At 63.9% G+C, this 23,708-nt stretch carries 23 protein-coding genes; 12 read left to right on the forward strand and 11 right to left on the reverse strand.

Annotated elements, in window-relative coordinates:
- Positions 1 to 55: 55 nt before the first annotated feature.
- From ACIQUG_RS06315 to ACIQUG_RS06325, 3 genes are read left to right on the forward strand one after another with little or no spacing between them, the layout of a single operon-like run.
- Positions 56 to 580 carry a MarR family winged helix-turn-helix transcriptional regulator gene (locus ACIQUG_RS06315; protein WP_402318675.1) on the forward strand — a complete coding sequence of 175 codons (525 nt, stop codon included), beginning with the start codon at positions 56 to 58 and terminating at the stop codon, positions 578 to 580.
- Complete coding sequence (locus ACIQUG_RS06320; protein WP_402318678.1) at positions 577 to 1,371, forward strand: DNA alkylation repair protein; 795 nt, start codon at positions 577 to 579, stop codon at positions 1,369 to 1,371. Before ACIQUG_RS06315 ends, ACIQUG_RS06320 begins: the two co-directional genes overlap by 4 nt.
- 48 nt (positions 1,372 to 1,419) lie before the next feature.
- Entirely contained in the window at positions 1,420 to 1,761 is a 342-nt protein-coding gene (locus tag ACIQUG_RS06325) for a DUF6616 family protein (protein WP_034793040.1), read from the forward strand.
- 50 nt (positions 1,762 to 1,811) lie between these two features.
- Here ACIQUG_RS06325 and ACIQUG_RS06330 read toward each other — a convergent pair whose 3' ends face one another.
- Positions 1,812 to 2,243: a GNAT family N-acetyltransferase gene (locus ACIQUG_RS06330; RefSeq protein ID WP_402318683.1), complete on the reverse strand. Its 432-nt coding sequence runs from the start codon at positions 2,241 to 2,243 to the stop codon at positions 1,812 to 1,814.
- A 217-nt stretch (positions 2,244 to 2,460) separates the two neighbouring features.
- Between ACIQUG_RS06330 and ACIQUG_RS06335 the strand changes: the two genes are divergently transcribed.
- From ACIQUG_RS06335 to ACIQUG_RS06345, 3 genes are all read left to right on the forward strand, one after another.
- The gene (locus ACIQUG_RS06335) at positions 2,461 to 3,441 is read left to right on the forward strand and encodes a helix-turn-helix domain-containing protein (RefSeq protein ID WP_402318686.1); all 981 of its coding nucleotides are present in this window, start codon (positions 2,461 to 2,463) and stop codon (positions 3,439 to 3,441) included.
- 319 nt (positions 3,442 to 3,760) lie between these two features.
- Positions 3,761 to 4,720, forward strand: a complete 960-nt coding sequence (locus ACIQUG_RS06340) for a helix-turn-helix domain-containing protein (RefSeq protein ID WP_402318689.1) — start codon at positions 3,761 to 3,763, stop codon at positions 4,718 to 4,720.
- 127 nt (positions 4,721 to 4,847) lie between these two features.
- Positions 4,848 to 6,332 (forward strand): DUF1254 domain-containing protein, encoded by a 1,485-nt coding sequence (locus tag ACIQUG_RS06345; protein ID WP_402318691.1) that lies wholly within the window; start codon positions 4,848 to 4,850, stop codon positions 6,330 to 6,332.
- Between the two features lie 91 nt (positions 6,333 to 6,423).
- Here ACIQUG_RS06345 and ACIQUG_RS06350 read toward each other — a convergent pair whose 3' ends face one another.
- Together ACIQUG_RS06350 and ACIQUG_RS06355 are read right to left on the reverse strand one after the other, a co-directional pair.
- The gene (locus ACIQUG_RS06350) at positions 6,424 to 7,221 is read right to left on the reverse strand and encodes a hypothetical protein (protein WP_402318694.1); all 798 of its coding nucleotides are present in this window, start codon (positions 7,219 to 7,221) and stop codon (positions 6,424 to 6,426) included.
- Between the two features lie 197 nt (positions 7,222 to 7,418).
- Complete coding sequence (locus tag ACIQUG_RS06355; RefSeq protein ID WP_402318697.1) at positions 7,419 to 9,083, reverse strand: arylsulfatase; 1,665 nt, start codon at positions 9,081 to 9,083, stop codon at positions 7,419 to 7,421.
- A 311-nt stretch (positions 9,084 to 9,394) separates the two neighbouring features.
- On the opposite strand from ACIQUG_RS06355, the gene ACIQUG_RS06360 reads away from it, so the two are divergent.
- Positions 9,395 to 9,865: a group III truncated hemoglobin gene (locus tag ACIQUG_RS06360; protein WP_192446611.1), complete on the forward strand. Its 471-nt coding sequence runs from the start codon at positions 9,395 to 9,397 to the stop codon at positions 9,863 to 9,865.
- Positions 9,866 to 9,917: 52 nt separating this feature from the next.
- On the opposite strand, the gene ACIQUG_RS06365 is transcribed toward ACIQUG_RS06360, so the two are convergent.
- The 5 genes from ACIQUG_RS06365 to ACIQUG_RS06385 form a co-directional block, all read right to left on the reverse strand.
- The gene (locus tag ACIQUG_RS06365) at positions 9,918 to 10,838 is read right to left on the reverse strand and encodes a DMT family transporter (protein ID WP_402318700.1); all 921 of its coding nucleotides are present in this window, start codon (positions 10,836 to 10,838) and stop codon (positions 9,918 to 9,920) included.
- On the reverse strand, positions 10,835 to 11,356 hold the full coding sequence (locus ACIQUG_RS06370; protein ID WP_402318703.1) for a MarR family winged helix-turn-helix transcriptional regulator: 522 nt from the start codon (positions 11,354 to 11,356) through the stop codon (positions 10,835 to 10,837). The genes ACIQUG_RS06365 and ACIQUG_RS06370 overlap by 4 nt, the downstream gene beginning before the upstream one ends.
- Positions 11,357 to 11,435: 79 nt before the next feature.
- Positions 11,436 to 11,996, reverse strand: a complete 561-nt coding sequence (gene recX, locus ACIQUG_RS06375; protein WP_402318706.1) for a recombination regulator RecX — start codon at positions 11,994 to 11,996, stop codon at positions 11,436 to 11,438.
- Between the two features lie 301 nt (positions 11,997 to 12,297).
- On the reverse strand, positions 12,298 to 13,068 hold the full coding sequence (locus tag ACIQUG_RS06380; protein ID WP_402318709.1) for a siderophore-interacting protein: 771 nt from the start codon (positions 13,066 to 13,068) through the stop codon (positions 12,298 to 12,300).
- Between the two features lie 267 nt (positions 13,069 to 13,335).
- A complete protein-coding gene (locus ACIQUG_RS06385) occupies positions 13,336 to 14,565 on the reverse strand; it encodes a PLP-dependent aminotransferase family protein (RefSeq protein WP_043616346.1) in 1,230 nt (409 codons plus the stop codon).
- Positions 14,566 to 15,018: 453 nt separating this feature from the next.
- On the opposite strand from ACIQUG_RS06385, the gene ACIQUG_RS06390 reads away from it, so the two are divergent.
- The gene (locus tag ACIQUG_RS06390; RefSeq protein ID WP_402318712.1) at positions 15,019 to 16,656 is read left to right on the forward strand and encodes an arylsulfatase; all 1,638 of its coding nucleotides are present in this window, start codon (positions 15,019 to 15,021) and stop codon (positions 16,654 to 16,656) included.
- Between the two features lie 226 nt (positions 16,657 to 16,882).
- Positions 16,883 to 17,332 carry a hypothetical protein gene (locus ACIQUG_RS06395; RefSeq protein ID WP_402318715.1) on the forward strand — a complete coding sequence of 150 codons (450 nt, stop codon included), beginning with the start codon at positions 16,883 to 16,885 and terminating at the stop codon, positions 17,330 to 17,332.
- A 123-nt stretch (positions 17,333 to 17,455) separates the two neighbouring features.
- On the opposite strand, the gene ACIQUG_RS06400 is transcribed toward ACIQUG_RS06395, so the two are convergent.
- On the reverse strand, positions 17,456 to 18,118 hold the full coding sequence (locus ACIQUG_RS06400) for a LysE family translocator (protein WP_402318718.1): 663 nt from the start codon (positions 18,116 to 18,118) through the stop codon (positions 17,456 to 17,458).
- 149 nt (positions 18,119 to 18,267) lie between these two features.
- On the opposite strand from ACIQUG_RS06400, the gene ACIQUG_RS06405 reads away from it, so the two are divergent.
- Both ACIQUG_RS06405 and ACIQUG_RS06410 read left to right on the forward strand, forming a co-directional pair.
- Entirely contained in the window at positions 18,268 to 19,140 is an 873-nt protein-coding gene (locus ACIQUG_RS06405) for an arginase family protein (protein WP_402318721.1), read from the forward strand.
- Between the two features lie 83 nt (positions 19,141 to 19,223).
- Positions 19,224 to 19,823, forward strand: a complete 600-nt coding sequence (locus ACIQUG_RS06410; RefSeq protein WP_402318723.1) for a class I SAM-dependent methyltransferase — start codon at positions 19,224 to 19,226, stop codon at positions 19,821 to 19,823.
- Between the two features lie 45 nt (positions 19,824 to 19,868).
- On the opposite strand, the gene ACIQUG_RS06415 is transcribed toward ACIQUG_RS06410, so the two are convergent.
- Positions 19,869 to 21,110, reverse strand: a complete 1,242-nt coding sequence (locus tag ACIQUG_RS06415) for an RDD family protein (RefSeq protein ID WP_402318726.1) — start codon at positions 21,108 to 21,110, stop codon at positions 19,869 to 19,871.
- Between the two features lie 631 nt (positions 21,111 to 21,741).
- Between ACIQUG_RS06415 and ACIQUG_RS06420 the strand changes: the two genes are divergently transcribed.
- Positions 21,742 to 23,262, forward strand: coding sequence for an arylsulfatase (locus ACIQUG_RS06420; protein WP_402318729.1), 1,521 nt, complete (start codon positions 21,742 to 21,744; stop codon positions 23,260 to 23,262).
- 57 nt (positions 23,263 to 23,319) lie between these two features.
- Here ACIQUG_RS06420 and ACIQUG_RS06425 read toward each other — a convergent pair whose 3' ends face one another.
- Positions 23,320 to 23,643, reverse strand: a complete 324-nt coding sequence (locus tag ACIQUG_RS06425) for a hypothetical protein (protein WP_402318732.1) — start codon at positions 23,641 to 23,643, stop codon at positions 23,320 to 23,322.
- Between the last annotated feature and the right edge of the window lie 65 nt (positions 23,644 to 23,708).

Consider the following 23,708-nt stretch of genomic DNA (forward strand, 5'->3'; position numbering starts at 1 on the left):
GCCAACTAGCAAGAAGCCGTTGACTAAAGTTAGGCGCCTTATTATATGTCGCCTTATGACAATGCTGGAACAAAAACACCGGGCCCTGCTGCAGGAAGCCGAGCGTCGGGCAGTCGCCGAAACAGGCAACATGCGCGCCTGCTTCGAACTGCTGGCGCTGTCGGGCGCGATCGACCGGGACTGCGCCGCAAGACTGGCGCCCCACCGGCTTTCGGAAGGCAAGTTCGTTATTCTCTTCCTGCTCAACGATCAACCCGAGGGCCTGTCGCCGCACGAGCTTGCCGATCGCGCCGGCGTGACGCGCGCCACCATCACCGGGCTGCTGGACGGGCTGGAGCGCGACGGCTTCGTCGAGCGCCGCTCCGGCCTCAATGACCGACGCAAGATCGCGGTCGTGCTCACCGAAACCGGCCGCAAGACTGCCGGCGATCTGCTCGGTGAACACAGCGCCTGGATCGCTTCGCTCTTTGCCGGCTTCAGCGCCGAGGAACACCAGACGTTCCACACGCTGCTTCAGCGCATCTGGCGCAATCTCGAGGCCGGCGCCAAGCCCAGGAACACGCCGGAAACACAGACGTGAGCGGGAGCAGGACCAAGGAACGCGGCGTCAGCGCCATTGGTGCCGAGCGCCTGGCGCAGCTGAACGCCGGAGCGGAAGCGACGACCCTGACCGAGTGCCTGGCTGTCGATTTTGCGGCGCTGATGGAGAGCATCATTCCCGGCATCGGCTGCGACGCTCTGGCCGAAATGAAAGCAGCCGGCTCGGCCGGCATCTCCCGGCGCATGCCGCTTGCGGCAAGACTGATCGCGGATCGCCTCGGCCCCTCCGCCTTCGAGACGCTTGCGCATCATTCCTCGGACACGGTGCGTGGCTGGGCCTGTTTCATGGTCGCGGCCGCGGCTGACATGTCCCTCGCCGAGCGGTTGGCCGCGATCCGGCCCCTCGCCGACGATAGTCATTTCGGTGTGCGCGAATGGGCCTGGATCGCCGTTCGCCCGCATCTCGCCACAAATCTGGATCAGGCGATCGCCTTGCTTGCGGCCGACTGGACGCCGGATCCATCCGAACGCGTCCGCCGTTTCGCCTCCGAATCCATCCGCCCGCGCGGCGTCTGGTGCGCCCATATCCCAGCGCTGAAGAAGGAGCCCGAACGCGCGCTGCCCGTGCTCGAGCCGTTGCGTGCCGATCCTTCGCCTTACGTGCAGGATTCGGTCGGCAACTGGCTGAACGATGCAGCCAAGGATCGGCCTGCGTGGGTTCAAGCGCTCACGGCACGCTGGTCCGCCGAAAACCCAGGCCCCGCGACGGCGCGCATCTGCCAGCGCGCGCTGCGCTCCATCGCCACGAAATCCAGTTCCGGAACCGCTTGAGAGCGCCCGGACTTCGATAACCTCAGACTGACAACAAGAAAGCAGACCATGCCTCACTACCTGACCGAACTTTACAGCGCCAAGCCGGCGTGGCTCGCCCTTCCCCGCCAGGGGCGCCAGCAGTTCCTGGCCGCGATCGGCTCCGCCATGCCGGGCCTGTCGGCGCTGGGCGTCGAGCTCATCACCTTCGGCAAGGTCGACCAGTCTAAGCTGCATGCGGCATCGCAGACCTTCTTCGCCGTCTGGCGCTGCCCGGACGCGACCGCACTAGAAGCCCTCGTCGCCGGCATCGCCCAATCGGGCTGGCATGAATATTTCGACACGATCAACGCCGCCGGCCGCGGCACCGATCTCGCCGGCCACCTCGCCGAGCTGGGTGCGGCGGCCTAAGGGCTGAGCTCAGAAGGTCGCGGGCACTGTCCGCGCCTTCCCGCTGACGATCACGCCTTGCCCGGCCGCGGCGCACAGTAGAAAACGACCTCCGGATCGTTTTCGTCGAGATTGTCGATCGCGCCGCTCAGCTTGAAACCGGACTTCACGAAAAGCGCCTGCATCGCCCGGTTCGACAGGTTGGTCGAACTGAAGAGCTTTTCCCGCGCCGCCATCGCCTGGAAATACGCAATCAGCGCCGCGCCAAGCCCGCGCCGGCGATGGTCCGGGCCGACCATCAGCATCTCGATGAAGGCGTGCCCGAAGAAATGCCGGGTGAAAACGCCATAGGCAGCGACCACGCCGTCGATCTCGACCAGATGGCATTGCCCCTGATCGATCCACGAAGCGATCTCGTCGCGCCGCTTCGGCTCGCTCACGGCAATCGTGTCGATGGCTGAAAGCGCTCGATGGTCGCCGGTAACGGCAGGTCGAATGCGCATGAGTTCGTTGCCCGCAAGTTTCGCCGGAAACTAGAGCCAACCAACGCGCGGCGCAATCCGCCAGCGAAAAACGACCCGTTGCACCGCACCGCCGTTACGCCCTCATTTACAGTTACGTAGCACCAGCGGGGGAGCGCTCGGGTTGAACAGCTTCCGGGCACATGCCACAGTCCCTCGGCAAAGAGGCAGGCACATACTCCCAAGGGTGGCAGGGATCATGGTCGCGATGCATCAACCGGAAGCCTGGACCGCGATCCCGATTGCGCGGATCGAGGATCTGAAGGACGGCGTCTACGGCGCCGGGCTCGACGCGACGCAGATGTCGTCGGCGCCGCTTTCCGGCAACCTCGCCTTCACCCAGCATGACGGCATACTGTATAGCAGCGGGCTGATTCACGGCCAGGTGGCGCTTCACGGCCCGCTCTCGGGTGACCATCTGACCGTCGGCGTCGGTCTTGGCATGGGTGCCGGCACGCGCCATTGGCTCGACGAAACGCGGTCGGGATCCGTCGGCGTCTTCCACGGCGGCGACGAGCACGACGCCTTCTACACACCTGGCTCGCTCTACGCGACCGCCACGCTGACCATCGAACGGCTCGAAGAGCTTGCGGCGCGTGAAGGGCTGGTGCTCGACAAGCCGGTCCTTGGCGGCACCGGCATCTACCACCGCCCCCTCCCGGCAGAGACAACCGAGCGGCTGAAGCTTGCCTTCGAGCGCATCCACCGCGGCCGTCCCGCCGCCTGGCCGGGAGAGGGAAGCGTCGGCGAAGCCCTGCTCTGGACGATCATCCACCACATCGCGCGTGAACCCTTTTGTCGCAATCAGCAGGGCGGTGCGCAGGGCCACGCGCGGATCGTTGCGCGAGCGCGCGCCTATATCTTCGAGCATCTGGAGCAGCCGATCGCGCCGGACGAAATCGCCAGAGCCGCCTATACCTCCCGTCGCACGTTGTTTCGCGCTTTCGCCGACATTCTTGACGACACGCCGCAAGGCTATGTGCGGCGCCTGCGCCTGCACCGCATCCGCCATGATCTTGCAAGCCACGAGGAACGCGCCTGCACCATCGCGCTGATCGCCAACCAATGGGGCATCAGCGAGCTTGGCCGCATGGCAAGCTGGTACCATGAACTGTTCGGAGAAAAGCCGAGCGATACGCTGAGCAGGCCGATCGTGCCACCCGCAAAGTCGCACCATTAAACCTTGTCGCGCAAAGGTTCGCGGCAGTTTTGCGACTACGACATGCGACAAATCAAGGACTTAAGACGCGCAGAGCGGATCTGAAAGATCGCGGAACGCATAGACACCGTCAGCCCAAGGGGTCGCTCAGCCGCCTCTCTTTGACCTTTCAGATCTGTCTATCCCAGCAACCGGCGGCGAGACGAAAGATGCACACAATTGGCACGCAACGCATAGCCAGCCCATGCGCCAAGCCCCTACTCTGCCCGGGTTCAAAGGCGATGTTCAGCGTTCTTTCAATGCGAGGCGATTTCCCTTGGCAGAGGCGGCCCGAGACCAATTGACGTGGCAGCGGTTCGACATCCGGCGGATCGAGGACCTAAGCAACGCCGTCTTCGGCGCGCGACTGGAAGCGACCCAGATGGCGGGGCCGCCGCAGGGGAGCCTCGCCTTTGCCGCAGGCAACGGCATTATCTTCAGCAGCGGCCGGATCGCCAGCAAGATTGCGCTAACAGGCACGCTGTCCGACGATGCCGTCACGCTTGCCGTGGGGCTGCCCTTCGCACCTGGCTCGCGGCTCTTTCTCGACCGCGCCGGCTCCGGTGACGTCGCCCTTATCCGCCCGGGTGGGACGCTCGACGCCGTCCTCTCGGTGGGATCGTTCTACCTTGCCGCGACGCTCCCGGAAGAGCTCCTGCATCAGGCCGCTGCGCGAAACGGGCTTCAAATCGGACGGCGAATGCTGGCCGAGACCAGGCTTATACCGGGCCAAGGCGTAGACCCGGCCCTCGCCGCCTTGCACGAGGATCTGGTGCACCTTCACCGCGGCGGCCGCGCGCGCGCAGACCGCGCCATCGGCAACGGCCCAGCCCTGCTTCGGGCGCTGCTAAAACATTGCGTGGAACACGGTGCTGCCGAAAGCCGCCTGCCCCGCCTGGGTCACGAACGCATCGTCGCTCGCGCGCGGAACTACATCTGCGCCAACCTCGCTGAGCCCTTGCCGCTGGATCAGATCGCGGCAGCCGCCGGCACATCGCGCCGCACGCTTATTCGCGCTTTTACTGATGTGCTCGAGGAAACGCCGGCTGCCTACGTAACCCGATTGCGGCTGCATGGCGTTCGTCGCGCGCTCATCGCCGAGGCCGGCACGATCGGTACGATATCGCGCATCGCACACCGCTGTGGCATGCGCGAGCCCGGACGCATGTCGGCGCGCTACCACACGCTTTTCGGCGAATACCCGAGCCAGACGCTGCTGGCCATCCGGCAGAAGCGCCGGCTCGGCGCTGAACGCTGCTAGCCAAGTTTGGCACGATCTGCATAGCCGCCGCCAGTTGAGCGGCGTCTAATGCGCCAGTCAAAGAGGTGCTGCCAGGAACGGCCGATCTTCAGGCCCACGAGCAGCCCACCAGCTAAAGGAGAGTCCGATGACCAGAGCTTTCGTTTATCTTGCGGCCGCAACGGCGCTCAGCACCGTCGTCTTCACAGCACCGGCGATGGCTCAGGAGGCCAAGGCCCCGCCGCTCGTCGAGCAGATCAACAACGGCAAGTGGCTGGACAAAGCCGAGGCCGACAGCCTGCTTGATGAGCTTTACTACCAGCGCGCCATCCACGCCTACATGACCATGCTGCCGGCGCTCAACGTCATCGGCATGCGCGACGGGTCGGAGGCCGAGTTCGGCAAGGGCTACAACGTGCTGCCGGTCTGGAAGGATCGCATGGATGCGCGCGCCTGGGTGCCGACGCCCAATGCCGACGTCATCTATTCGATGAACTATCTCGACCTCAAGGAAACCGGCCCGCTGGTGATCGCCGCCCCGCCAAACGTCATTGGCATGTTCACCGATTTCTTCCAGCGCACCATCACCGATGTCGGCGCGATCGGGCCGGACGAGGCCCGCGGCGGGCTCTATCTGCTGCTCCCGCCCGGCTATGACGGCGAAGTGCCGAAGGGCTATTACACCTTCACCTCAAGCACCTACAACGTCTTCCTGTTCTTCCGCACCGTCATGGGCAAGGGCGAAAACGGCCCCGACCCGAAGCCCGCCGTCGAAAATGCCGAGCGGACCCGCATCTATCCGCTGTTTGCGACCGAGAAGGACGCCAAGCCGATGGAATTCCCGAACGGCTCAGGCAAGCGCATCAACATGATGTATCCGGTCGACAATGCCTATTGGACCAAGCTCAAGGCTTTCGTCGATTATGAGCCTGTTTCGGCCATCACGCCGGAACTGCGCGGCGTGCTCGCCTCGATCGGCATCGTCAAGGGCCAGCCCTTTGAGCCGACGGCAAAACAACAGGAACTCCTGAAGAAGGCGGTGGAAACCGCGCCACGGATGATCATGGCGCTTAGGCAGACCGGCCGCCCCGATGGCCGCAATCTCTACTACAAGGACCGGCAATTCGAGAACGTCTGGGCCGGCGGCACGGCCGAGTGGTTCCAGGACAGCTATCTCGACGTCAACCAGCGTGCCGGCTTCTTCCAGGTCGCCTACTCCTCGGCCCCGGCCATGGTCATGCACACGCTCGATGCGGGCTCGAAGTACCCGACGGCACTTCGGGATGCCGACGGCGATTTCCTCGACGGCGGAAAGAGCTACAAGCTGCATCTGCCGCCGAACCCGCCAGCCAAGCTCTTCTGGGCAGTGACCGCCTATAACGTCACCGACGGCACCATGGTCGAAACCCCGCAGCTGCTGCCCTCCATCAACGCCTTCAACAAGGTTAAGACCAATAGCGACGGCTCCGTCGATCTCTATTTCGGCCCGAGCAAGCCTGCGGACGCCGATGACAACAACTGGATCCAGACAGCACCGGATCACAACTTCATCGCGACACTGCGCCTCTATGGCACCGGCGCGGAATTCTTCGACCAGAGCTGGAAGCCGGATGATCTGGTAAAGGTGAAGTAGCGGTCAAGCCAACGAGTGGGAGCCGCGCATCGACAGGATGATGCGGCTCCGTTTCCGTCGACAACCTGCGCGCAGGTCCATCCCGCCGACATCACTGCGGCGCGTTGCTCCCGCTGAACCCCTGCCGCGTCCACTGATAGACGGACGTATCCGTGCGGAAGTTGCCAACCCTTGCCGAGGCAAGATCGAGGATGTTGACGATGATCGAGGTCCAGACCAGCGTGAGCAGCACGATCAGGAAGCGCACCGGCCTTCCCTTGAGGCCGAACTGGTAGCCGAGCGCGCCCATGCTCAGCACCATCACCCCGATCAGCAGCCAGAAGATCTGCCATGGCAGGCGGATGCCGAGCGCGTAGCGTTCGGCCGTGCTGGCGTCGAAGGTCTCGTTGACGGCCGACATCAGCGATGCCGAGACGGCGTCCGGGTCCTGCTGGACGATCGTCGTTACCCGCTGCCAGATCTGCTGCTGCAAGGCAGACGTGTCGCTGTTGGCCTTGGCAAGCGCATCGCTGTTGCGCCCGGCGCGCACGAAGTCCTCGCGCGCCTTGGTATAGTCTTCGAGCAGCTTGGCGATATCGAGCGCCTCCGGCGTGCCGATCGCCTTGGCGCGCAGCCAGGCCGTGCCGATGGCGTTGGCTTCAGCCAGCGTGCCCTGCCGGCGCTCGGTAAAGCGCGTCGTCGAAAAGGACAGCGTCAGCGCCAGCACGAAGGCGAGCAGCCCCAGCATGCCGGCAACGACGACCCCGACATTTTCGATCTGGCCGCCCGCTCGCTCCTTGCTGCGCACGCCGAAGCGATAGCCGATTTCGTGGGCGGCAAGCTGGATAACGAGCAGAGCGGCTGCAAAGGCCAGGATGCTGACTTCAGCAAGCGATATCAGAAAATCCATGAAACCCCTCGGGCTCCGCCGCAACGCTCGCCGAAAGCAGGGCGGCGCGGCAGGGTGCGGTCTTGGCCTTCGAAAAAGAGTGCCGGCATTCCACAAGTGCCGCATGCGATCAGCCGGCGGCCGCAAGAACAGCCGGTCCGGCCGGCCGTCAGGCACTTCGCCGCCGGCCGAAGCCGGCGGCGAGGCAAGGTTTCGGGTTACCGCGGAGCAAGGCTTTCCAGCTCGCCGAGCCGCTTCATCGCGGCCTGCTGCGCCAACCAACCGTAGTTGATACCGCTGGCGTTCAGCGTGCTTCCGGCCTGGTACGGATAATCGTTGAAGTCCTGGAAGAACTCCTTGATCTTTGCCTGTATCGGCACCAGCAGCCACATGTTGCGGGCCAGGAACTCGATCGCTCCGCCGCCGTCCTCCATGCCGCGTTCATAGGGATCCATGCGCAGGTTGGCGATAACCGCCCAGCTCGTGACTTCGCGCTGCGCCGTGGCGATGTTGCCGTGGCTCGCCTGGGCAAAGCTCAGCTTCCAGTCGTTCCAGCGCAGTGCGTTGAGGTTGCCGCCCTGGTCGAAGTAGTAGACGGTCTCGCGCGCCGGCTGCTTGGCCTCACCTTTGAGGGTATCGGTCAGGTCGTAGCCGTCGAGATGCACCTTGAAGGTCTTCGAGGTGCCCTTGAAGCCCTTCTTCATCTCTTCCTTGACGTCGCCGACGCCGGCAGCCGTCGCGAATGTCGGCAGCCAGTCCATCAGGGTCACAGGGTCGTTGATCTGCGTGCCCGGCTTCACCACGCCCGGCCAGCGCACCATCATCGGAATGCGGAAGCCGCCTTCCCAGGTCGTGCCCTTTTCGCCGTGGAACATCGTCTGCGCGCCGTCCGGCCACAGGGCCAGTTCGGCACCGTTGTCGGTGGTGTAGAGCACGATGGTGTTGTCGGCGATGCCGAGATCGTCGAGCTGCTTCAGGAGCTGGCCGACATGACCGTCATGCTCCACCATGCCGTCGGCATGGATGCCCTTGCCGGTCTTGCCGAGCGAGTCCGGCTTCAGGTGGGTGAAGACGTGCATGCGGGTCGAGTTGAACCAGCAGAAGAACGGCTTGTCGGCCTTGACCTGCCGGTCGATGTAGTCCTTGGCGGCTGTCAGGAACTCCTCGTCGATCGTTTCCATGCGCTTGGTGTTGAGCGCACCGGTGTCCTCGATCTTGCCGTCGGCGCTGGACTTGATGACGCCGCGCGGACCGAACTTCTTCTTGAACTCCGGATCCTTCGGATAGAAGTAGCCTTCCGGCTCCTCTTCGGCGTTGAGGTGATAGAGGTTGCCGAAGAATTCGTCGAAGCCATGAGCGGTCGGCAGGTGCTCGTCGCGGTCGCCGAGGTGGTTCTTGCCGAACTGGCCGGTGGAATAGCCCTTGGTCTTCAAGACGTCGGCGATCGTCGGCATCCAGTCCTGGATGCCGTGCGGGTCGCCCGGCATGCCGATCGTCAAGAGCCCGGTGCGGAACGGCTCCTGGCCGAGGATGAACGAGGCGCGTCCCGCCGTGCAGCTGTTCTGGCCGTAGCTGTCGGTGAAGATTGCACCCTCGGCGGCAATGCGGTCGATATTGGGCGTGCGGTAGCCCATCAGGCCCATCGTATAGGCGCTGATCTGCGGAATGCCGATATCGTCGCCGAAGATGACGAGGATGTTCGGCGGCTTGCCGCTCGAGGAGGATGAGGATTGCGCCTTGGCCGGGCTTACCGAAGCAGCGCCTGCCACCAGCGACGCGGCCGCAAAAATCGTTCCGCTGAGGAGTAGGTCGCGGCGGCTGACATCCGTCACCCCATTCTCGGCCATCGCGGGCGTGGCCTTGCTATCGTCATGCATGCTCATCGTATTCTCCTTGTTAAGGCGATCGGAAATGCACTGCTGTCGAGGACCGGGCGAATGATGCGCTTGAGGGGGCGGGTGTCCAAGTACGTAACAGTTACGATGTGGCGGTCCGCACCCGTTACTGCACCGCGCACTGCAGGCAATCCGTTGCAAGGCCGGGGTGAGCAGCCCTTGGAGAATTCGACCGGCGCCATCCTGACAGATTGCCGCAACCGCCCCTTTCGCCTCTGGCGCGACAACCCCGCATGCCTATATGCAAGGCGCCAAATACAAGCACGCAGACGCAAGGCTATTTAGACAGGGACATCGGGATGGACGACAACGACTTGCAGGGCCGCGCCGCCCATGTCGCAGCGATCCGCGAGCGAGCGGAAGCCGAGATGAAGGCAATCGGCATCGATGCGGCCTTCATCGACCGTCTCGTCGAGACCTTCTATGCCCGGGTGCTTGCCCATCCCGAGCTCGGCCCCGTCTTCGACGCCAGGCTTTCCGGCCGCTGGCCGGAGCATATGGAAAAGATGAAGAGCTTCTGGTCGGCCGTCGCCTTTCGCAACGGCGCCTATGGTGGCAAGCCGGTCCAGGCCCATGTCGGCGTCGCCAACATGACGCCGGATCTCTTCCCGAAATGGCTGGATCTCTTTTCCACGACGCTCGACGACATCGCCCCGAACGGCGAGGCCAAGGCCTGGTTCATGGCCACGGCCGAGCGCATCGCCCGCAGCCTGACGCTGTCGCTGTTCTACAATCCGGCGATGGACGATCCGGCGCTGAAGCGCGGGTAGTTGCCCGCGGCTTTCACGCCGCCGCTCGCTATCCCCCTCGCCCGCATCCGCGTCAGCTGCGAGAGACCTGCGACGCGACAGCGACCGAGGCGATGATGACGAGCGTGCCGATCGCCTGCCACGGCGTCACCGCTTCGCCGAGGAAAAACGCCGCGCCGCCGATGCCGAAGACCGGCGTCAAGGTCAGGAACAGCGCGGCCGTGCTGGCCGGCAGGCGCTTGAGGCCGATCAGGTACAGCCAGAAGGCAAGTGCGTACTGGACGATGCCGGACAAAAGGGCGAGCGCCAGCATGCCCGCCTCCGCAGCGGCCAGGTCCTTGCCGATCGCCTGGCGCGAGACCCAGGCGAGCAGGAAGACCAGCACGAAGATGAGGCCGACCGACTGCTGCAGCGCCGCGAGCATCAGCGGCTCGACCTTGGCCACGAGCCGGCTGCTAACCACCACGTAGAGCGCCGCAAACACCGTGCCGAGAATGACGAGAAGATCGCCGGCCGGGCTGAAGCCGCTGCCGGCGCCATGCGCACCCGTGACGATCGCAACACCGGCCATCGCCGCAAGGATCGCAAGCACGGTCGGCAGGCCGACCCTCTCGCGAAACAGGAGCCAGGCGAGCAGCGCGATCAGCAGCGGTTCGGTGGTGGCGATCAGCGAGGCATTGCCGGCCGTCGTCAGGAGCAGGCCGAAGGTGCCGAAGACATAGGCAAGCCCCGGTTCGAGCACGCCACTCAGCGCCGCCAGCCGCGTATGGCGATCGAAGCGCAGACTTTGCCGGGACACGCCGACGGCGCTCCAGAGAAAGGCGACGCTGGCGCCGAGCTGCAGGCTGACCAGCAACGGCGGCGAAAAGGCCGAAAGCGCGCCCTTCGACATGACGGTGGCAAAGCCCCAGCAGGCGGCGGAAAGCACCATGGCGGCAACGGCGGCCCCAAGCCCGAGCTTACCGGCAACCGCCTCCTGCCCGTGCCCGGTCACGGCCCGGCCTCTCGGGCGACCGCGACGCGTTCGACCGGACAGGTCTCCGGCGTGCAGACGGTCTCGTCGCAAAGCCGGCAGATATGGTCGGCGCTGTGGCGGTCCGCGGTCAGCGCCGCCAGCATTTTCTCCACCATCGGTTCGAGATCGACCTGCTGCCACGGATCGAGTGCTGCAACCGCCTTTTCGACCGCCCTTCCGCGAGCATCAAGAATGTCGCTGCGCAGGGCCATGCCGGCTGCCGTGAGCGATAGTGCGACTTGGCGCTTGTCCTCGCCCTGCCCCCGCTCGATCAGCCCCTGGGCCACCAGCCGATCGACCGAGCGCACGGCGGCCGATTGCGTAAAGCCGATGATCGGCGCCAGCGCGCCGACCGACATTCCCTTGTGATAACCGACCGTGATCAGGGCAGCGGCGTCGCTCGGAACGACGCCGAGCTTTTCGCAGGCGCTGACCTGGGCATCGGCGAGAGCCGTCCCGAGTGCCGCGACCAGATTGATGAAACGAGCCGATGTCATAATAAATGAATGACTCATTCATATGTTTATTTTGGGGCGTGGCCGTTCGCAATTCAGACGGCAGGAACGGACCCTTGAGTCAGAGCGAGCGGCCGGAGAACAGGATGTCCTCGGCCTCGTCGATCGACATCGCAAAGACCCGCTTGCCCAGCTCGAAGCCGAAGCCGCCCCGGGCAAAGGCGGAGAGCTCCTTGGCCGTGCGCTTTTCGTCCAGCGCCGCCTTGCGGAACGGCCCGAAGGCGCGCTTTCGCGCCAAGACGACGGCTGCATAGAGATCGTCGGCTTCCGCCACCGCCGCAGCGACGGCATCCCGCGCGACACCCTTTTCCGACAGCTTCTGGGCGATCGCCCGCTTCGACTTGCCGCCGCGCATGGCCGAGCGGGTCATGATCTCGGCGTAAGCCTTGTCGTTGAGCGCGCCGTTGTCATAGGCAAAGGTCACGGCGGCAGCGGCCAGCAGTTCCACCTGGTTGACACTGATATCCTCGAACTTCTCCCGCGCCTTGCGCGAGATGGCGTCGAAGAGCTGCTTTTCCGTCAGCATCTGCCGCGCCAGCCGATAGGCGGCCGAGTTGCGCGCCCAGGCATACATGCGCGGCGTCGGCTGATCGGATTGCGCTTGATCGTCGATGAGGTCCAAGCCTGCCCTGCCCTCGAAGTGAACCACGGGTGGCAGCCGTCGCTCCACAGGATCGGATCGACGGCGCCCTAGCAAGCGAAATGAGCTGACTCTTCGTGACAAGGCAACCGCGCACCCGGGCAACCGCGCGGTTTTCCCGGCCTTGTTCTGCCGGCCCTGCTCTGTCGGCATCAGCGCGGCAGGCGCCCCTTCGGAAAGGCGCGCCTGAGGCAACCGCGGAAGGTCCGCGCGGATCTTTTCGATCCGCCGGTCGAGCGTTCCCGTCGCGATGCCCTGAAAGGGCACCGGAGCGCGGAATGGTCTATTCGAACTTCTCGGTGCTGTCGGCCTTGCCCTTCACCCAGTAGCCCGAGGCTTTCAGCCAGGTGAGCGGCAAGCCGCGCTCTTCGACGAAATGGGCGCGGAGCGCCCGGGTGACCGCGGCTTCGGCCGCGATCCAGACGAAGGTGCCCGGCTCGAGCGGAACCTGGCGCACGACGGCAAGCAGCGCCGACGGGTCATGCGCCGCATCGAGCGGGCGATAGGCCCAATGGGTTTCAAGCGCCGCTTCGGTGCGGAAATCCTGCCGCTCCTGCGGCCCGGTGACGACCGCAATGCTGGTGACCTGATGGCCCGCCGGCGTTTCCTCGATCCGCCGGCCGATCGCCGGCAGCGCCGTCTCGTCGCCGATCAGCAGCCAGCGCTTGAAGTCTCCCGAGACGACCGCCGAGCCGCGTGGCCCGCCGATTTCGAGATGATCGCCGACCGCGGCATTCATCGCCCAGGCCGTCACCGGCCCCGCCTCGTGCAGCGCGAAGTCGAGCACCAGCGTGCAGGCGTCGGTGTCGTAGCGCCGCGGCGTGTAATCCCGGTGCTCCACCGTGCCATCGGCGCCGGGCACGAAGATCTTGATGTGGTCATCCGCCCCGAGGCTGACGAAGTCGCCGAGATCGTCGCCGGAAAGCGTGATCCGCAGCATGCCGGGCGTGACCAGCTCGATGGCGGAAACGACGAGCGATCGGCGCTTCAGCTCGTGGCGAACACGTTCGATGCGCGGCGTCGGGAGATGGGAATAGGCGGGAAAATTGTCCATTTGCATCCTTTGGGGGCCTTGAAAGCTCGATCCGCAGGACACAGTCACGCAGATCGAAGCCGCTTCTGGCCGTTCGATCATACGCGTTGAGTGACGTTAACGCTTACGTGGCCGGGCGTGCCCGGTCATGTCCGTCCTGTCTATCGGAAGGCCCCGCTTCGATCAATGCGTCATCTTGACTAAAAGAAGAAGGTTTTACCAGCCAAAAGAAAAACGCGCCCGCCGGAGCGAGCGCGTTCGACAATTTCCGGAAAGCCTGTGCCTTAATTAAGCCGCCAGCGCCGCGACTTCGCCACGGATAAGGTCGCCGAGACGGCGGATGCCCTCGTCGATCATCTGGTCGTTGGCGCAGGAGAAGGAGACGCGTAGCGTGTTCTCGCCCGAGCCATCCGCAAAGAAGGCGCGACCGGGAACGAAGGCGACCTTGGCCGTCTCGATCGATTTTGCCAGCAGTGCGGCGCCATCCATGCCCTTCGGCAGCGTCACCCAGACGAACATACCGCCTTCCGGCTTCGTCCAGGACACGCCCTCGGGCATGTATTTTTCAAGCGCTGCGAGCATGGCCGTGCGGCGCTGCTTGTAGACCCGGTGGATCTTGGCCACCTGCTGGTCGAAGCCGCGCTCGGCAACGGTGCAGATCGCCATCTGGTTGATGGTCGAGGAATGGAGGTCTGCGGCCTGCTTCAGGAGCACGAGCTTGCGGATAACCTTTTCCGAGGCGCAGACCCAGCCGACGCGAAGGCCGGGGGCGAGCGTCTTGGAGAACGAGCCGCAATAGATCGTGCGGGTGTTGTTGATGTCGCCCTTCTTGGCGATTTCGAGCGCCAGGATCGGCGGCACCGGCTCGCCGTCGTAACGCAGCGACTGGTAGGCCGCGTCTTCGATGACGGCAATGTCGAGCTCTTCGGCAAGTTCAAGCACGCGCTCGCGGCCGGCGCGGTCGACGGTCTCGCCGGTCGGGTTGGCGAAGTCAGCCGAGAGGTAGGCGAACTTGACGCGGCCGCCGGCATCGGTTGCCGCCTGGCGGTAGGCTTCCGGCGTGCGGTTGCCGTTGGGGTTCAGCTGGTCGTAGGTCGGCTCGTAGGCGTTGAACGCCTGCAGCGCGCCGAGATAGGTCGGCCAGGTGACGAGCGCCGTATCGTTCGGCGACAGGAACAGCTTGCCGAGATAATCCAGGCCCTGCTGCGAGCCCGACGTGATGAAGATGTTGTCGGCGCCGGCGGGAATGCCGATCTTTTCCATCTCCTTGGCGAGCCATTCGCGCAGCGGCTTGTAGCCTTCGCTGACCGAGTACTGCAGCGCAGCACTTACGGCCGGACCGGAAAAGATCTCCGCATAGGCGTCCTTGAATTCCGCATCCGGAAACAGCGCGGGATCGGGAATGCCACCGGCAAACGAGATGATGTCGGGGCGATCGAGCAGCTTCAACAGTTCGCGGATTTCCGAAGCGCGCATACGGCTAGAGCGCGTCGCGAAGATATGTTCCCAATCCAGCATGGGGTGTTTCCTCAAGAAGATTATTGCGGAAAGCGGTTCTCCGCTTTCTCCACGGGTTTTAGAGCGCCATGCGTTATCACGAACGCGCAAGGGACGCTCTAGCCTTTTCGTTCTAAAACACCTTTCCGCTTCAAGCGATCCCGCTTGCTTGCGGAAGACGGTGAAGCGACAGGATCATGGCCGCCAATTTATGTCAACATTATTGACCTAAATTCGTGCGATTTTCGCCCTTTCAGCGCGTTGAACCTAACGTCGAATGACTGACGCTACGTCAGTTCGTGGCAGTCGCGAGCGGGCTCCGCGCGATGCCCATCAGAGCGTAACCGTTACATGCTTGCCGCTTGCCGGAAGCGGGCGCAGAGTCGCGCCGACCGATTGCCTTTCACCAGCTCAAGTCCCGATAGCCCGAGTTTCGTTGCGTCTCGAACCCCTGACGATATGGAGCGACATGTCATGAGCAAGCATCCGGTATCCGATCATTCCCGAAAGACCGACCTGCCCCCGAACGACCAATCCTTAAGCGTCAGCCGGCGCGATCTCCTACTGGGCGGCAGCGCGCTCGCCGCAGCCGCCCTCACCGTTTCGGCCCCCGCCGTGCACGCCCAGCAATCGAGCACGCCGGCCACGGGCGGCGGCGGCAAGCCCAACATCCTGATGATCATGGGCGACGATATCGGCTGGTTCAATCCGAGCATCTACCATCGTGGCCTCATGGGCTACCGCACGCCCAACATCGACCGCATCGGCAACGAGGGCGCGCTCTTTACTGACTGGTATGGTGAGCAGAGCTGCACGGCCGGCCGCGCCGCCTTCATCACCGGCCAGTCTCCGATCCGCACCGGCCTGACGAAGGTTGGACTGCCCGGCGCCGATCTCGGCCTGCAGGCCGAGGATCCGACCGTCGCCGAACTCCTGAAGGCGCAGGGGTATGCCACCGGCCAGTTCGGCAAGAACCACCTCGGCGACAAGGATGAATTCCTGCCGACCGCCCACGGCTTCGACGAATTCTTCGGCAATCTCTATCACCTCAACGCCGAGGAGGAGCCGGAAAACCCCGACTATCCGAAGAACCCGGATTTCGCCAAGCGCTTCGGCCCGCGCGGCGTCATCCATTCCTATGCCGATGGCCGGATCGAGGACACCGGCGCGCTGACGAAAAAGCGCATGGAAACCGTCGATACCGAGTTCCTGGCGGCTGCCCTCGACTTCATCGACAGGCAGCACAATGCGCAGAAGCCCTGGTTCTGCTACTTCAACTCAACCCGCATGCACATCTTCACCCATCTTAAGGCGGAGTCCCAAGGAAAGACCGGCAAGGGCATCTATCCCGACGGCATGGTGGAGCATGACGGCATGGTCGGCGAACTCCTGAAAAAGCTCGAAGACCTCGGCGTGCTCGAAAACACCATCGTCGTCTACACCACCGACAACGGCGCCGAGGTGATGAGCTGGCCGGACGGTGGCACCACGCCCTTCCGCGGCGAAAAGGCCACCAACTGGGAAGGCGGTTATCGCGTGCCGATGCTGATCCGCTGGCCGGGCGTCATCAAGCCGAACACCGTCTATAACGAGATGTTCTCCCACTACGACCTGATCCCGACTTTCTGTGCCGCCGCCGGCGAGCCGGATGTCGTCGCCAAATGCCTCGGCGGCTATCAGGCCGGCAGCAAGACTTTCAAGGTCCACCTCGACGGCTACAACCTGATGCCCTTCTTCCGCGGCGAAGTGGCCGACGGCCCCAGGCGGGATTTCCTCTACTGGAACGACGACGGCGAACTGGTCGCGGTCCGGGTCCAGGACTGGAAACTCAACTTCAAGATCCAGGAACACACCGGCATCGGTGTCTGGCAGCGCGAATTCACCAACCTGCGCCTGCCATGGATCTTCAACCTTCGGGCAGATCCCTTCGAGCGCGGCCCGGAATCCTTCGAATACGACCGCTGGATGGCCGAGCGCGCCTTCCTGCTGGTGCCGTCGCAGGTGCTGGTCGGCAAATGGCTGGAAAGTTTCAAGGACTTTCCGATCCGCCAGAAGCCGGCAAGCTTCAATCTCGACGAAGTCATGGACAAGCTGTCGAACGCCAAGCAGTAAGCAGAAAGCCCCTTGCCTTCCCCATCCCGCAGCTCAGCGCCCTGCGGGATGGTTCTTCGTCGCCTTTCGACCGGATGGCTCAACCCACCCGATGCGGTGCCTTGCGAGGCTTTCCGAACGGGCCGGCCGCAGTACCCGGTGCCTTGATAATCCGAAGGAGCAAATTGCCGGGAGAGAGGCCGAAGCGTAAAATCCCGCCCCTCAATTCGACCGGAGGGACTAGGCTATGAGCAGACTGTTTATCCTGTCGGCTGGCACCATCCTGGCGCTGGCACAAGCGGCGTTCGCAGCACCCGCAGCGCCGGAGACGCAACCCCTCAAGATTGCCAAGGAGTGCAGCCAGTTTACCGGCGATACGCCGAGCTTCTGCACCATCACGGAATCGAACCTCGACGCGATCCCGGCGGGCACCAAAATCCTCTATTATGGACCGGTGGTCGCCAACCCGCTCTTCTCCAGCAGCACTGCCGTCATCTCGGTTGGAAACGGCGACTCGGCGGTCGGATATTGCGTCGTCTACGATACGGCCAAGCCGCCACTCGGCACCTGCGCGTTCCATGCCGGCAGCGGCACGCTCGCCGGCTTCCAGGCGATCGTGAAGGTCACGGTCGACGACAAGCAGATCTGGCACTGGGACGGGGACTACGTGCTCGGCACCACCCAGGCGGCCAAGTGAGACCATAGATATTGCCGGCTCCCACCCGGCCGATCGACACGACGCGACAGAGGGCCTGGGCACTCTGCCGTCGCGGCAACGCCATTCAAGCTGTCCCCGCCACCAGCGGGGGCAAGCGCTGCTTCACGCTCGGACCGCTGGCGCGCTGGCGTTGCCTGTGAGCAGCAGCCGGATGCCGAGCGCCAGCATGACGGCGCCGGTAAAACGCTGCTGCCAGACGAGCAGTCGCGGAAAACGATAAAGCGCCTGGCCGACCGTTCCCGAGGCAAGCGCCACCGAACCGAGCGAGAGGATGCCAGCGAGCTTCTGCACGGTGCCAAGCACGGCAAGCTGCAGCCACACGGGGCCGGCGGTCGGATCGACGAACTGCGGCAGGAAGGCAAACATGAAGAGCAGCGACTTCGGGTTCGTCAGGCTGTTGATCGTTCCCTCGCGAACCGCGCGCCAGTCGGAAACCTCGGTCGCCGCCAGTCGCTTGGCTGCGCCCGCATCGCTGAAACTCGACCAGACCATCCGCGCGCCGAGATAGAGCATGTAGGCGGCCCCCGCCCATTGCAGAAGCATGAGCCTGGCGGGATAGGCCTTCAACAGCGAGGCGACGCCGAGAACGAGCAGCCCCACCTGCACGACGCCGGCGACGAAGATCATGCCGACCACCGTCAACAGCGCCACCCGGCGCCCCTGCCCGATCCCGCGGGCAAGAACCAGCATCATGTCCGGACCGGGGGTGATTTCGAGAACGAAGAGTGCGGCAACGAAGGTCAGGAGGATGGGAAAATCGGCCATCGGAGATTCCGGTTCGGGTCAGCTGTCGCATCCTTAGCCAGAAGCCTGCGACCTGTCGATCAGCCCTTTCGCTGACGGCAGGCCGATATTTTTCTCCGCCTGCAGCAATCTTCGTCTAGTCTGTGGCCGGGCTTCGACAGGAGGGAGCAATGAGCGGAAAAACGCTGCGTCTGCAGATCCCGCAATGGCAGGGTGGGACGCTGGAAGCCTATCACTTCGGTGCGCAGTTGCTCGCCTTTCTGGCGCCGGCCGCCTCGGGACCGGTCGCAACCGTCGAGGTGCCGGAACCGGAGGGCTCGGCGCTTGCCCTTGAAGATGGCATCGTCGCCCGTAGCGCCCTTCTTCGCCAGCTCGATGCGACGCAAGAAATCCTGAAGCGGGAGGCGCCGGACAAGGTCGTCGTTCTCGGCGGCGATTGCGCCGTCGATCTCGCCCCCTTTGCCTATCTGAACGAACGCTATGAGGGCGACCTCGCAATCCTCTGGGTCGATGCCCATCCGGATTTAAGGACAACGGATCAGAGCACCCATGCGCACACCATGGTGCTTGCCCAACTGATGGGCGAAGGCGACGCGGATTTCGTGGGGCGGGTGGCAAGGCCGATCAAGCCGGAACGCGTGATGTATGCCGGCCTCTACGACATGTCGCCGGGAGAACGCGCCACCGTCGACCGCCTGGGGCTCAACCTCGCCACGCCGTCCGAACTCACCGAAACGAGCAAGCCGGTGCTCGACTGGCTGCGTTCGACCGGCGCGCGCCATGTCGCCATCCATTTCGATCTCGACGTTCTCGATCCCTCCGGGTTGCGCTCGCTCTATTTCTCTCGACCCGATGCCGGCCCTGGCGCCTTCGCCGGCATACCGCAGGGACGCATGACGATCCCCGAGGTCGTCCGCCTGCTCAACGACGTTGCCGCGCAGGTCGAGGTCGTCGGGCTCGGCATCACCGAGCACCTGCCTTGGGACGCCATCGCCATCCGCAACATGCTGCGCGCGCTGCCTCTGATCGGCCGGGAGGCCTAGCCGAAGCAGAGCAGACGACTTTTCCGCGGTCCGAAGCAACGGCCCCATCCATCTCGTGCGGCAACAACCACCGAAAAGCATCTATGACAAAACCCGACGACGACACCCTCGCCTTCTATCGTGACAATGCCGCGATCTATGCGGCGCGCGACCGTAAACCGCCGGAAGCGCGTCTGGCGGCCTTCATGGCCCGCCTCGCCCCCGGCGCTTGCGTGCTCGATCTCGGCTGCGGCGGCGGGCATGACAGCCTCGTCCTGCTTGAGCATGGCTTCGACGTCAGCGCTTGCGACGGCTCGGCGGAACTGGCGCGGGAAGCGGAAGCGCGCATCGGCTGCAAGGTCGAGGTCATCGCGTTTCAGGAGATCGTTTGGGAAGACCGGTTCGACGGCATCTGGGCCGAGGCCTCGCTTCTGCATGTGCCGCGCACGGAACTCGCCGACGTGCTCACCCGCGTTCGCCGAGCGCTGAAGCCGGGCGGCATGCTGCAGGCGAGTTTCAAGGCGGGCGAGACGGAAGGCCACGACCGCTTCGGCCGCTACTTCAACTACCCCTCAGCCGACTGGCTACGCGCCTGCTTCGAAGACGCCGGCTGGCCCGAAGTCGACATCAGCGAGGCCGACGGCGGCGGTTATGACGGCGAGCCGACTCGCTGGCTGCATGTCGCGGCGAAGCGCGCGGACTGAAGCGCATTCAGTGAGCCGCCCGTGCGCCCTCGCCGCCGACCTCCGCTACTTCGTCGTCGCAAACATGGCGTCGACAAACCGTCTCTTCTCCGCCTCCTGCTCAGCGGAATTGCCGCGGGTGTAAACCAGCGTTCTCCACGCATCGCGACCGCTGACGGCGACTGTCACTTCAACAGACGCGTCCTCGGCGCTCACTGCCTTACCCGTTGCCCTGAGGCCTGCCTGAAGGCCCGCCATGTCAAAAATAGTGACGGTCTGCCACCCGGTGGTGATATCGACCTCCTCGCGGAGCACTTTCTCGAGCGCCTCCGCATAGAGGTCCGCTCCAATGCCATCCGAAGGTAACTCTTCGTGCCCGAAAAGCGCCTCGGAGAGAAGTTCGTCGGAAACGAAGTAGAAAATCCGACCGCTATTGGTCTCAAGTTCCTCTGGCTTCCAGGACCTCCCGATCGTCGCCACGCGCTGGGTCATCGGGTTGGACCAGCTCTGAGTGGTCTTTAGATTGCTCTCCATGGCCCGCTCCTCCGCTTGCAGCGCGAAACTACCGATGAGGAGAGCGGCCGCCACGACCAGGGTCACTCCGAACCGAAACTGCGAGGGATCGGCGACAACGACGGGGTTCCCGCTGTCGTAGCTTGCGGGTTGCCCAAGAGAGACGCGGCGGCGCTGTCGGATCTGGGTGAAGAGCGTTACGATCGGAATGCCCAGCCCGAGGCCGATAACCCATACCTTGAACTCCCTTACGAGGAAGAACAGGGCACGGTTGCGAGCCGCAGGCACCGGGACGCGCACACCCGCGATCGCCTTGCCCGGCGTCGTCCCCGTGATCGTCATGCTAAGCGCCAGCACCAAAGCGACAAGCGGCAACAACATCAAGACAAAGAGAGCGCCATTTATGGAGACGATTTGCAGGTAGATGCTCGGCGCGTACAAAACGGCCCATACGCTGATACCGAACCCGAGCAGCGGCGTGAATAGAAAATTGTCGATGAGGCGCGCCCAGAACCGTGGCCAGGGCCGGGAATTGCGGATCAGTCCGGGCTGAACGTCTGGTTCCTCGACGATGGGTTCGGCGGCGTCCGCCTCGGCTGCGGTCGCCGAGATGGGTGGCGGCACAAAGGCATCGACAAGGTCTGGATGGGATCCGGCCGCCTGCCATTCCTCCAGACCTTCGCGCCACACAATGGTTTCTTGCGTGATCCTGCCATCCCGAACAAGCGCTCGGAGATCGTCGTCATCGACAGGACCGTGTTGATCCGGTCCCGTCAAATAGTACCAAACTGCCATGCTGCTACCCCTCGACTGAGCGTCTCAGGTAGCAAAGACCTTCACAGCCGTAAAGTTGTGCAGATAGAGAATGAAAATAGCCAGGAGTTGTCGCCGTTCGGAGGCGCCACGACGGCTGGCACGACGCTCATGCCTGGCGTTTTCCGACCGCTCCGGGTCGGCAATCAACCCGCCTTCGCGACCGCAGTCCTCAGGCCTCGCGGCTGAAGTAACTCAGGATCAGAAGCGTGCAGATCGCCGCAACGATCAAGGCGTCGAAAAGTGCAAAGTGCTCGAAGAACGAGGGCATGGCATTTCCTCCTTCCAACTAAACCTATGAGAGCACATATTTCCAAAACTTGGAAGAAGTTTTGAAAAATATACTGATCAAACAACGCGATTAGTCAAAATTCTATTTGCACTGCAGCATTATTTATTTGCACCGCACAAAGCTTAACCCCATGAAAATTATCGGCCTCAGTGCCACGACAGCTCATTGATGCAGCCGCCGATAGGCCGTCCGAGACGCGGCATTTCGCCCCTTCGCCACCACGACAATGTTAATTGACGGCGCTACCGGAAGATGCAGATATTAGCTATTCAGAATAAAAGGATCCGCCGTCCGGCCGGGTCGCATTTCCAGGGGGTGCGCATGTCTGAACTGCAAGCGAATAACGCCCGTGCAAACGCATGCGGCGGCAAGAGCGCTGGCGCGGATCCGCAAGCGGGCCCGACCCGGCGCGACGTTCTCATGAGCGGTGCGGCGCTTGCCCTTGCCGCCGGACTGCCGGCGGGCCTTGCGGCACTTGCCCCGGATGCGGCGCAAGCAGCCGGCACGATGGCGCCGAACATCGTCTACATCATCGCCGACGATCTCGGCTGGGGCGATGTCGGCTTCCGCGGCTCGGACATCAGGACGCCCAATCTCGACCGGCTGGCGGCGACCGGGGTAACCTTCGACCAGTTCTACACCCAGCCGATGTGCACGCCGACGCGCGCCGCCTTCCTCACCGGCCGTTACCCGTTGCGCTATGGCCTGCAGACGGGCGTGATCCCCTCGCCCGGTTCCTACGGACTGGCGCTCGACGAGTATCTGCTTTCCCAGGTGATGAAGGATGCCGGCTACCGGACGGCGCTCGTCGGCAAATGGCATCTCGGCCATGCCAAGCCGGAATATTGGCCGAAGCAACGCGGCTTCGACACCTTCTACGGCGCGCTGGTCGGCGAGATCGACCACTTCAAGCACTCTTCCCATGGGGTGAAGGACTGGTACCGGGGCAACAGGCCGATCGAGGAGACCGGCTTCGACAACACGCTGATCGGCGACGAGGCGGCCCGGGTGGTCGAAAGCCACGATCCCGCAAGCCCGCTCTTCCTTTACCTCGCCTTCACCGCGCCGCACACGCCCTTCCAGGCGCCGGACGACGCACTCGACCGCTACAAGCACATCGCGGACAAGAACCGCCGGGCCTATGCGGCGATGGTCTCCGTGCTCGACGACGGCATCGGCAAACTGCTGGCGTCGCTCGAAAAACGCGGCATGCGCGACAACACGCTGATCGTCTTTCACAGCGACAACGGCGGCGTGACGAGCTCGCTCTTTGCCGGAGACAGCAAGGTGAGCGGCGAACTGCCGGCCGACAACGGCCACTATCGCGACGGCAAGGGCACGCTCTACGAGGGCGGCACCCGCGTGGTGGCGCTTGCCAACTGGCCGAAGAAGATCAAGCCCGGCAAGGTCGCAGGCATGGTCCACGTGGTCGACATGTATCCGACGCTGGCCGCCATCGTCGGCGCGACGCTCGACAAGAACCAGCCGCTCGACGGCATCAACCTGTGGCCCTCCCTGAGCGAGGGCAAGCCGACGCCGCGCACCGAGGTGGTCTACAACGTCGACCCCATGGGGGGCGCCGTGCGAAGGGACAACTGGAAGCTCGTCTGGAAGGCGACGCTGCCGCAAAAGGTCGAACTCTTCGACCTTGGCGCCGACCCGTCGGAGGCACATGAACTTTCGGCCGACTACGCCGACCGGGTGCGCGACTTCCAGGACTGGATCACCAGCCTTGCGGTCGAGATGGACCAGCCGCTGCTGCTGATGGACGCCGCACGATTGACCTTCTACGCGCCGCCCGTCGTTGCCGATCCCTCGACGCTGTTCAATCTCGGTGATTGACGGCCGGCGGCATGGCCGCGGCCAATGCCGACATTTCCTTTTGGCAGGGTAGCGGCATCAGTCGGGGCGACCGTTTACGCCGCGTCTCGTCGCTTCCTGCAACTCGCTCCACAGAAGGTAGTAAAGGGGGTTACCTGTCTTCTCCCAGAAGTCAGGACTTGAGGCGTTGAAAATGAGCGCTGTTACAAGCGACGCAAAGATCGAGAAGACAATGAAGGCCAACGCGAGCACGTTCGCAACCAAAGCAGTCCCCACCAAGGCGGTAAGCCCGCTATTTGCTATGGAAAGCCATTCCTCGGACACGTAGCCCGTCAGGCATAACCCCGCAAGCGTCGCGACGAGGATCGGCAATGCCCAGAGCGTCTGCCTCTTCGTAAGCATGGCTGCTCTCTCCGGCGGAACGCATGCACCGCCACTTCACAGACGAACCAGGCAGCATCGGTGCC

The organism is Ensifer sp. NPDC090286 (assembly GCF_044769565.1).
In the GTDB taxonomy this organism is placed as follows: Bacteria; Pseudomonadota; Alphaproteobacteria; order Rhizobiales; family Rhizobiaceae; genus Ensifer.

What these genes read in the sequence shown, in the direction of transcription:
- ACIQUG_RS06415 (WP_402318726.1), bottom strand. Translation starts at nt 21,110, where the DNA reads ATGGCAGTTTGGTACTATTTGACGGGACCGGATCAACACGGTCCTGTC.
- ACIQUG_RS06425 (WP_402318732.1), bottom strand. Translation starts at nt 23,643, where the DNA reads ATGCTTACGAAGAGGCAGACGCTCTGGGCATTGCCGATCCTCGTCGCG.
- ACIQUG_RS06350 (WP_402318694.1), bottom strand. Translation starts at nt 7,221, where the DNA reads ATGGATTTTCTGATATCGCTTGCTGAAGTCAGCATCCTGGCCTTTGCA.
- ACIQUG_RS06385 (WP_043616346.1), bottom strand. Translation starts at nt 14,565, where the DNA reads ATGCTGGATTGGGAACATATCTTCGCGACGCGCTCTAGCCGTATGCGC.
- ACIQUG_RS06380 (WP_402318709.1), bottom strand. Translation starts at nt 13,068, where the DNA reads ATGGACAATTTTCCCGCCTATTCCCATCTCCCGACGCCGCGCATCGAA.
- ACIQUG_RS06335 (WP_402318686.1), top strand. Translation starts at nt 2,461, where the DNA reads ATGGTCGCGATGCATCAACCGGAAGCCTGGACCGCGATCCCGATTGCG.
- ACIQUG_RS06410 (WP_402318723.1), top strand. Translation starts at nt 19,224, where the DNA reads ATGACAAAACCCGACGACGACACCCTCGCCTTCTATCGTGACAATGCC.
- ACIQUG_RS06315 (WP_402318675.1), top strand. Translation starts at nt 56, where the DNA reads ATGACAATGCTGGAACAAAAACACCGGGCCCTGCTGCAGGAAGCCGAG.
- ACIQUG_RS06325 (WP_034793040.1), top strand. Translation starts at nt 1,420, where the DNA reads ATGCCTCACTACCTGACCGAACTTTACAGCGCCAAGCCGGCGTGGCTC.
- ACIQUG_RS06390 (WP_402318712.1), top strand. Translation starts at nt 15,019, where the DNA reads ATGAGCAAGCATCCGGTATCCGATCATTCCCGAAAGACCGACCTGCCC.
- ACIQUG_RS06330 (WP_402318683.1), bottom strand. Translation starts at nt 2,243, where the DNA reads ATGCGCATTCGACCTGCCGTTACCGGCGACCATCGAGCGCTTTCAGCC.
- ACIQUG_RS06400 (WP_402318718.1), bottom strand. Translation starts at nt 18,118, where the DNA reads ATGGCCGATTTTCCCATCCTCCTGACCTTCGTTGCCGCACTCTTCGTT.
- ACIQUG_RS06355 (WP_402318697.1), bottom strand. Translation starts at nt 9,083, where the DNA reads ATGAGCATGCATGACGATAGCAAGGCCACGCCCGCGATGGCCGAGAAT.
- ACIQUG_RS06345 (WP_402318691.1), top strand. Translation starts at nt 4,848, where the DNA reads ATGACCAGAGCTTTCGTTTATCTTGCGGCCGCAACGGCGCTCAGCACC.
- ACIQUG_RS06405 (WP_402318721.1), top strand. Translation starts at nt 18,268, where the DNA reads ATGAGCGGAAAAACGCTGCGTCTGCAGATCCCGCAATGGCAGGGTGGG.
- ACIQUG_RS06395 (WP_402318715.1), top strand. Translation starts at nt 16,883, where the DNA reads ATGAGCAGACTGTTTATCCTGTCGGCTGGCACCATCCTGGCGCTGGCA.
- ACIQUG_RS06360 (WP_192446611.1), top strand. Translation starts at nt 9,395, where the DNA reads ATGGACGACAACGACTTGCAGGGCCGCGCCGCCCATGTCGCAGCGATC.
- ACIQUG_RS06370 (WP_402318703.1), bottom strand. Translation starts at nt 11,356, where the DNA reads ATGACATCGGCTCGTTTCATCAATCTGGTCGCGGCACTCGGGACGGCT.
- ACIQUG_RS06420 (WP_402318729.1), top strand. Translation starts at nt 21,742, where the DNA reads ATGTCTGAACTGCAAGCGAATAACGCCCGTGCAAACGCATGCGGCGGC.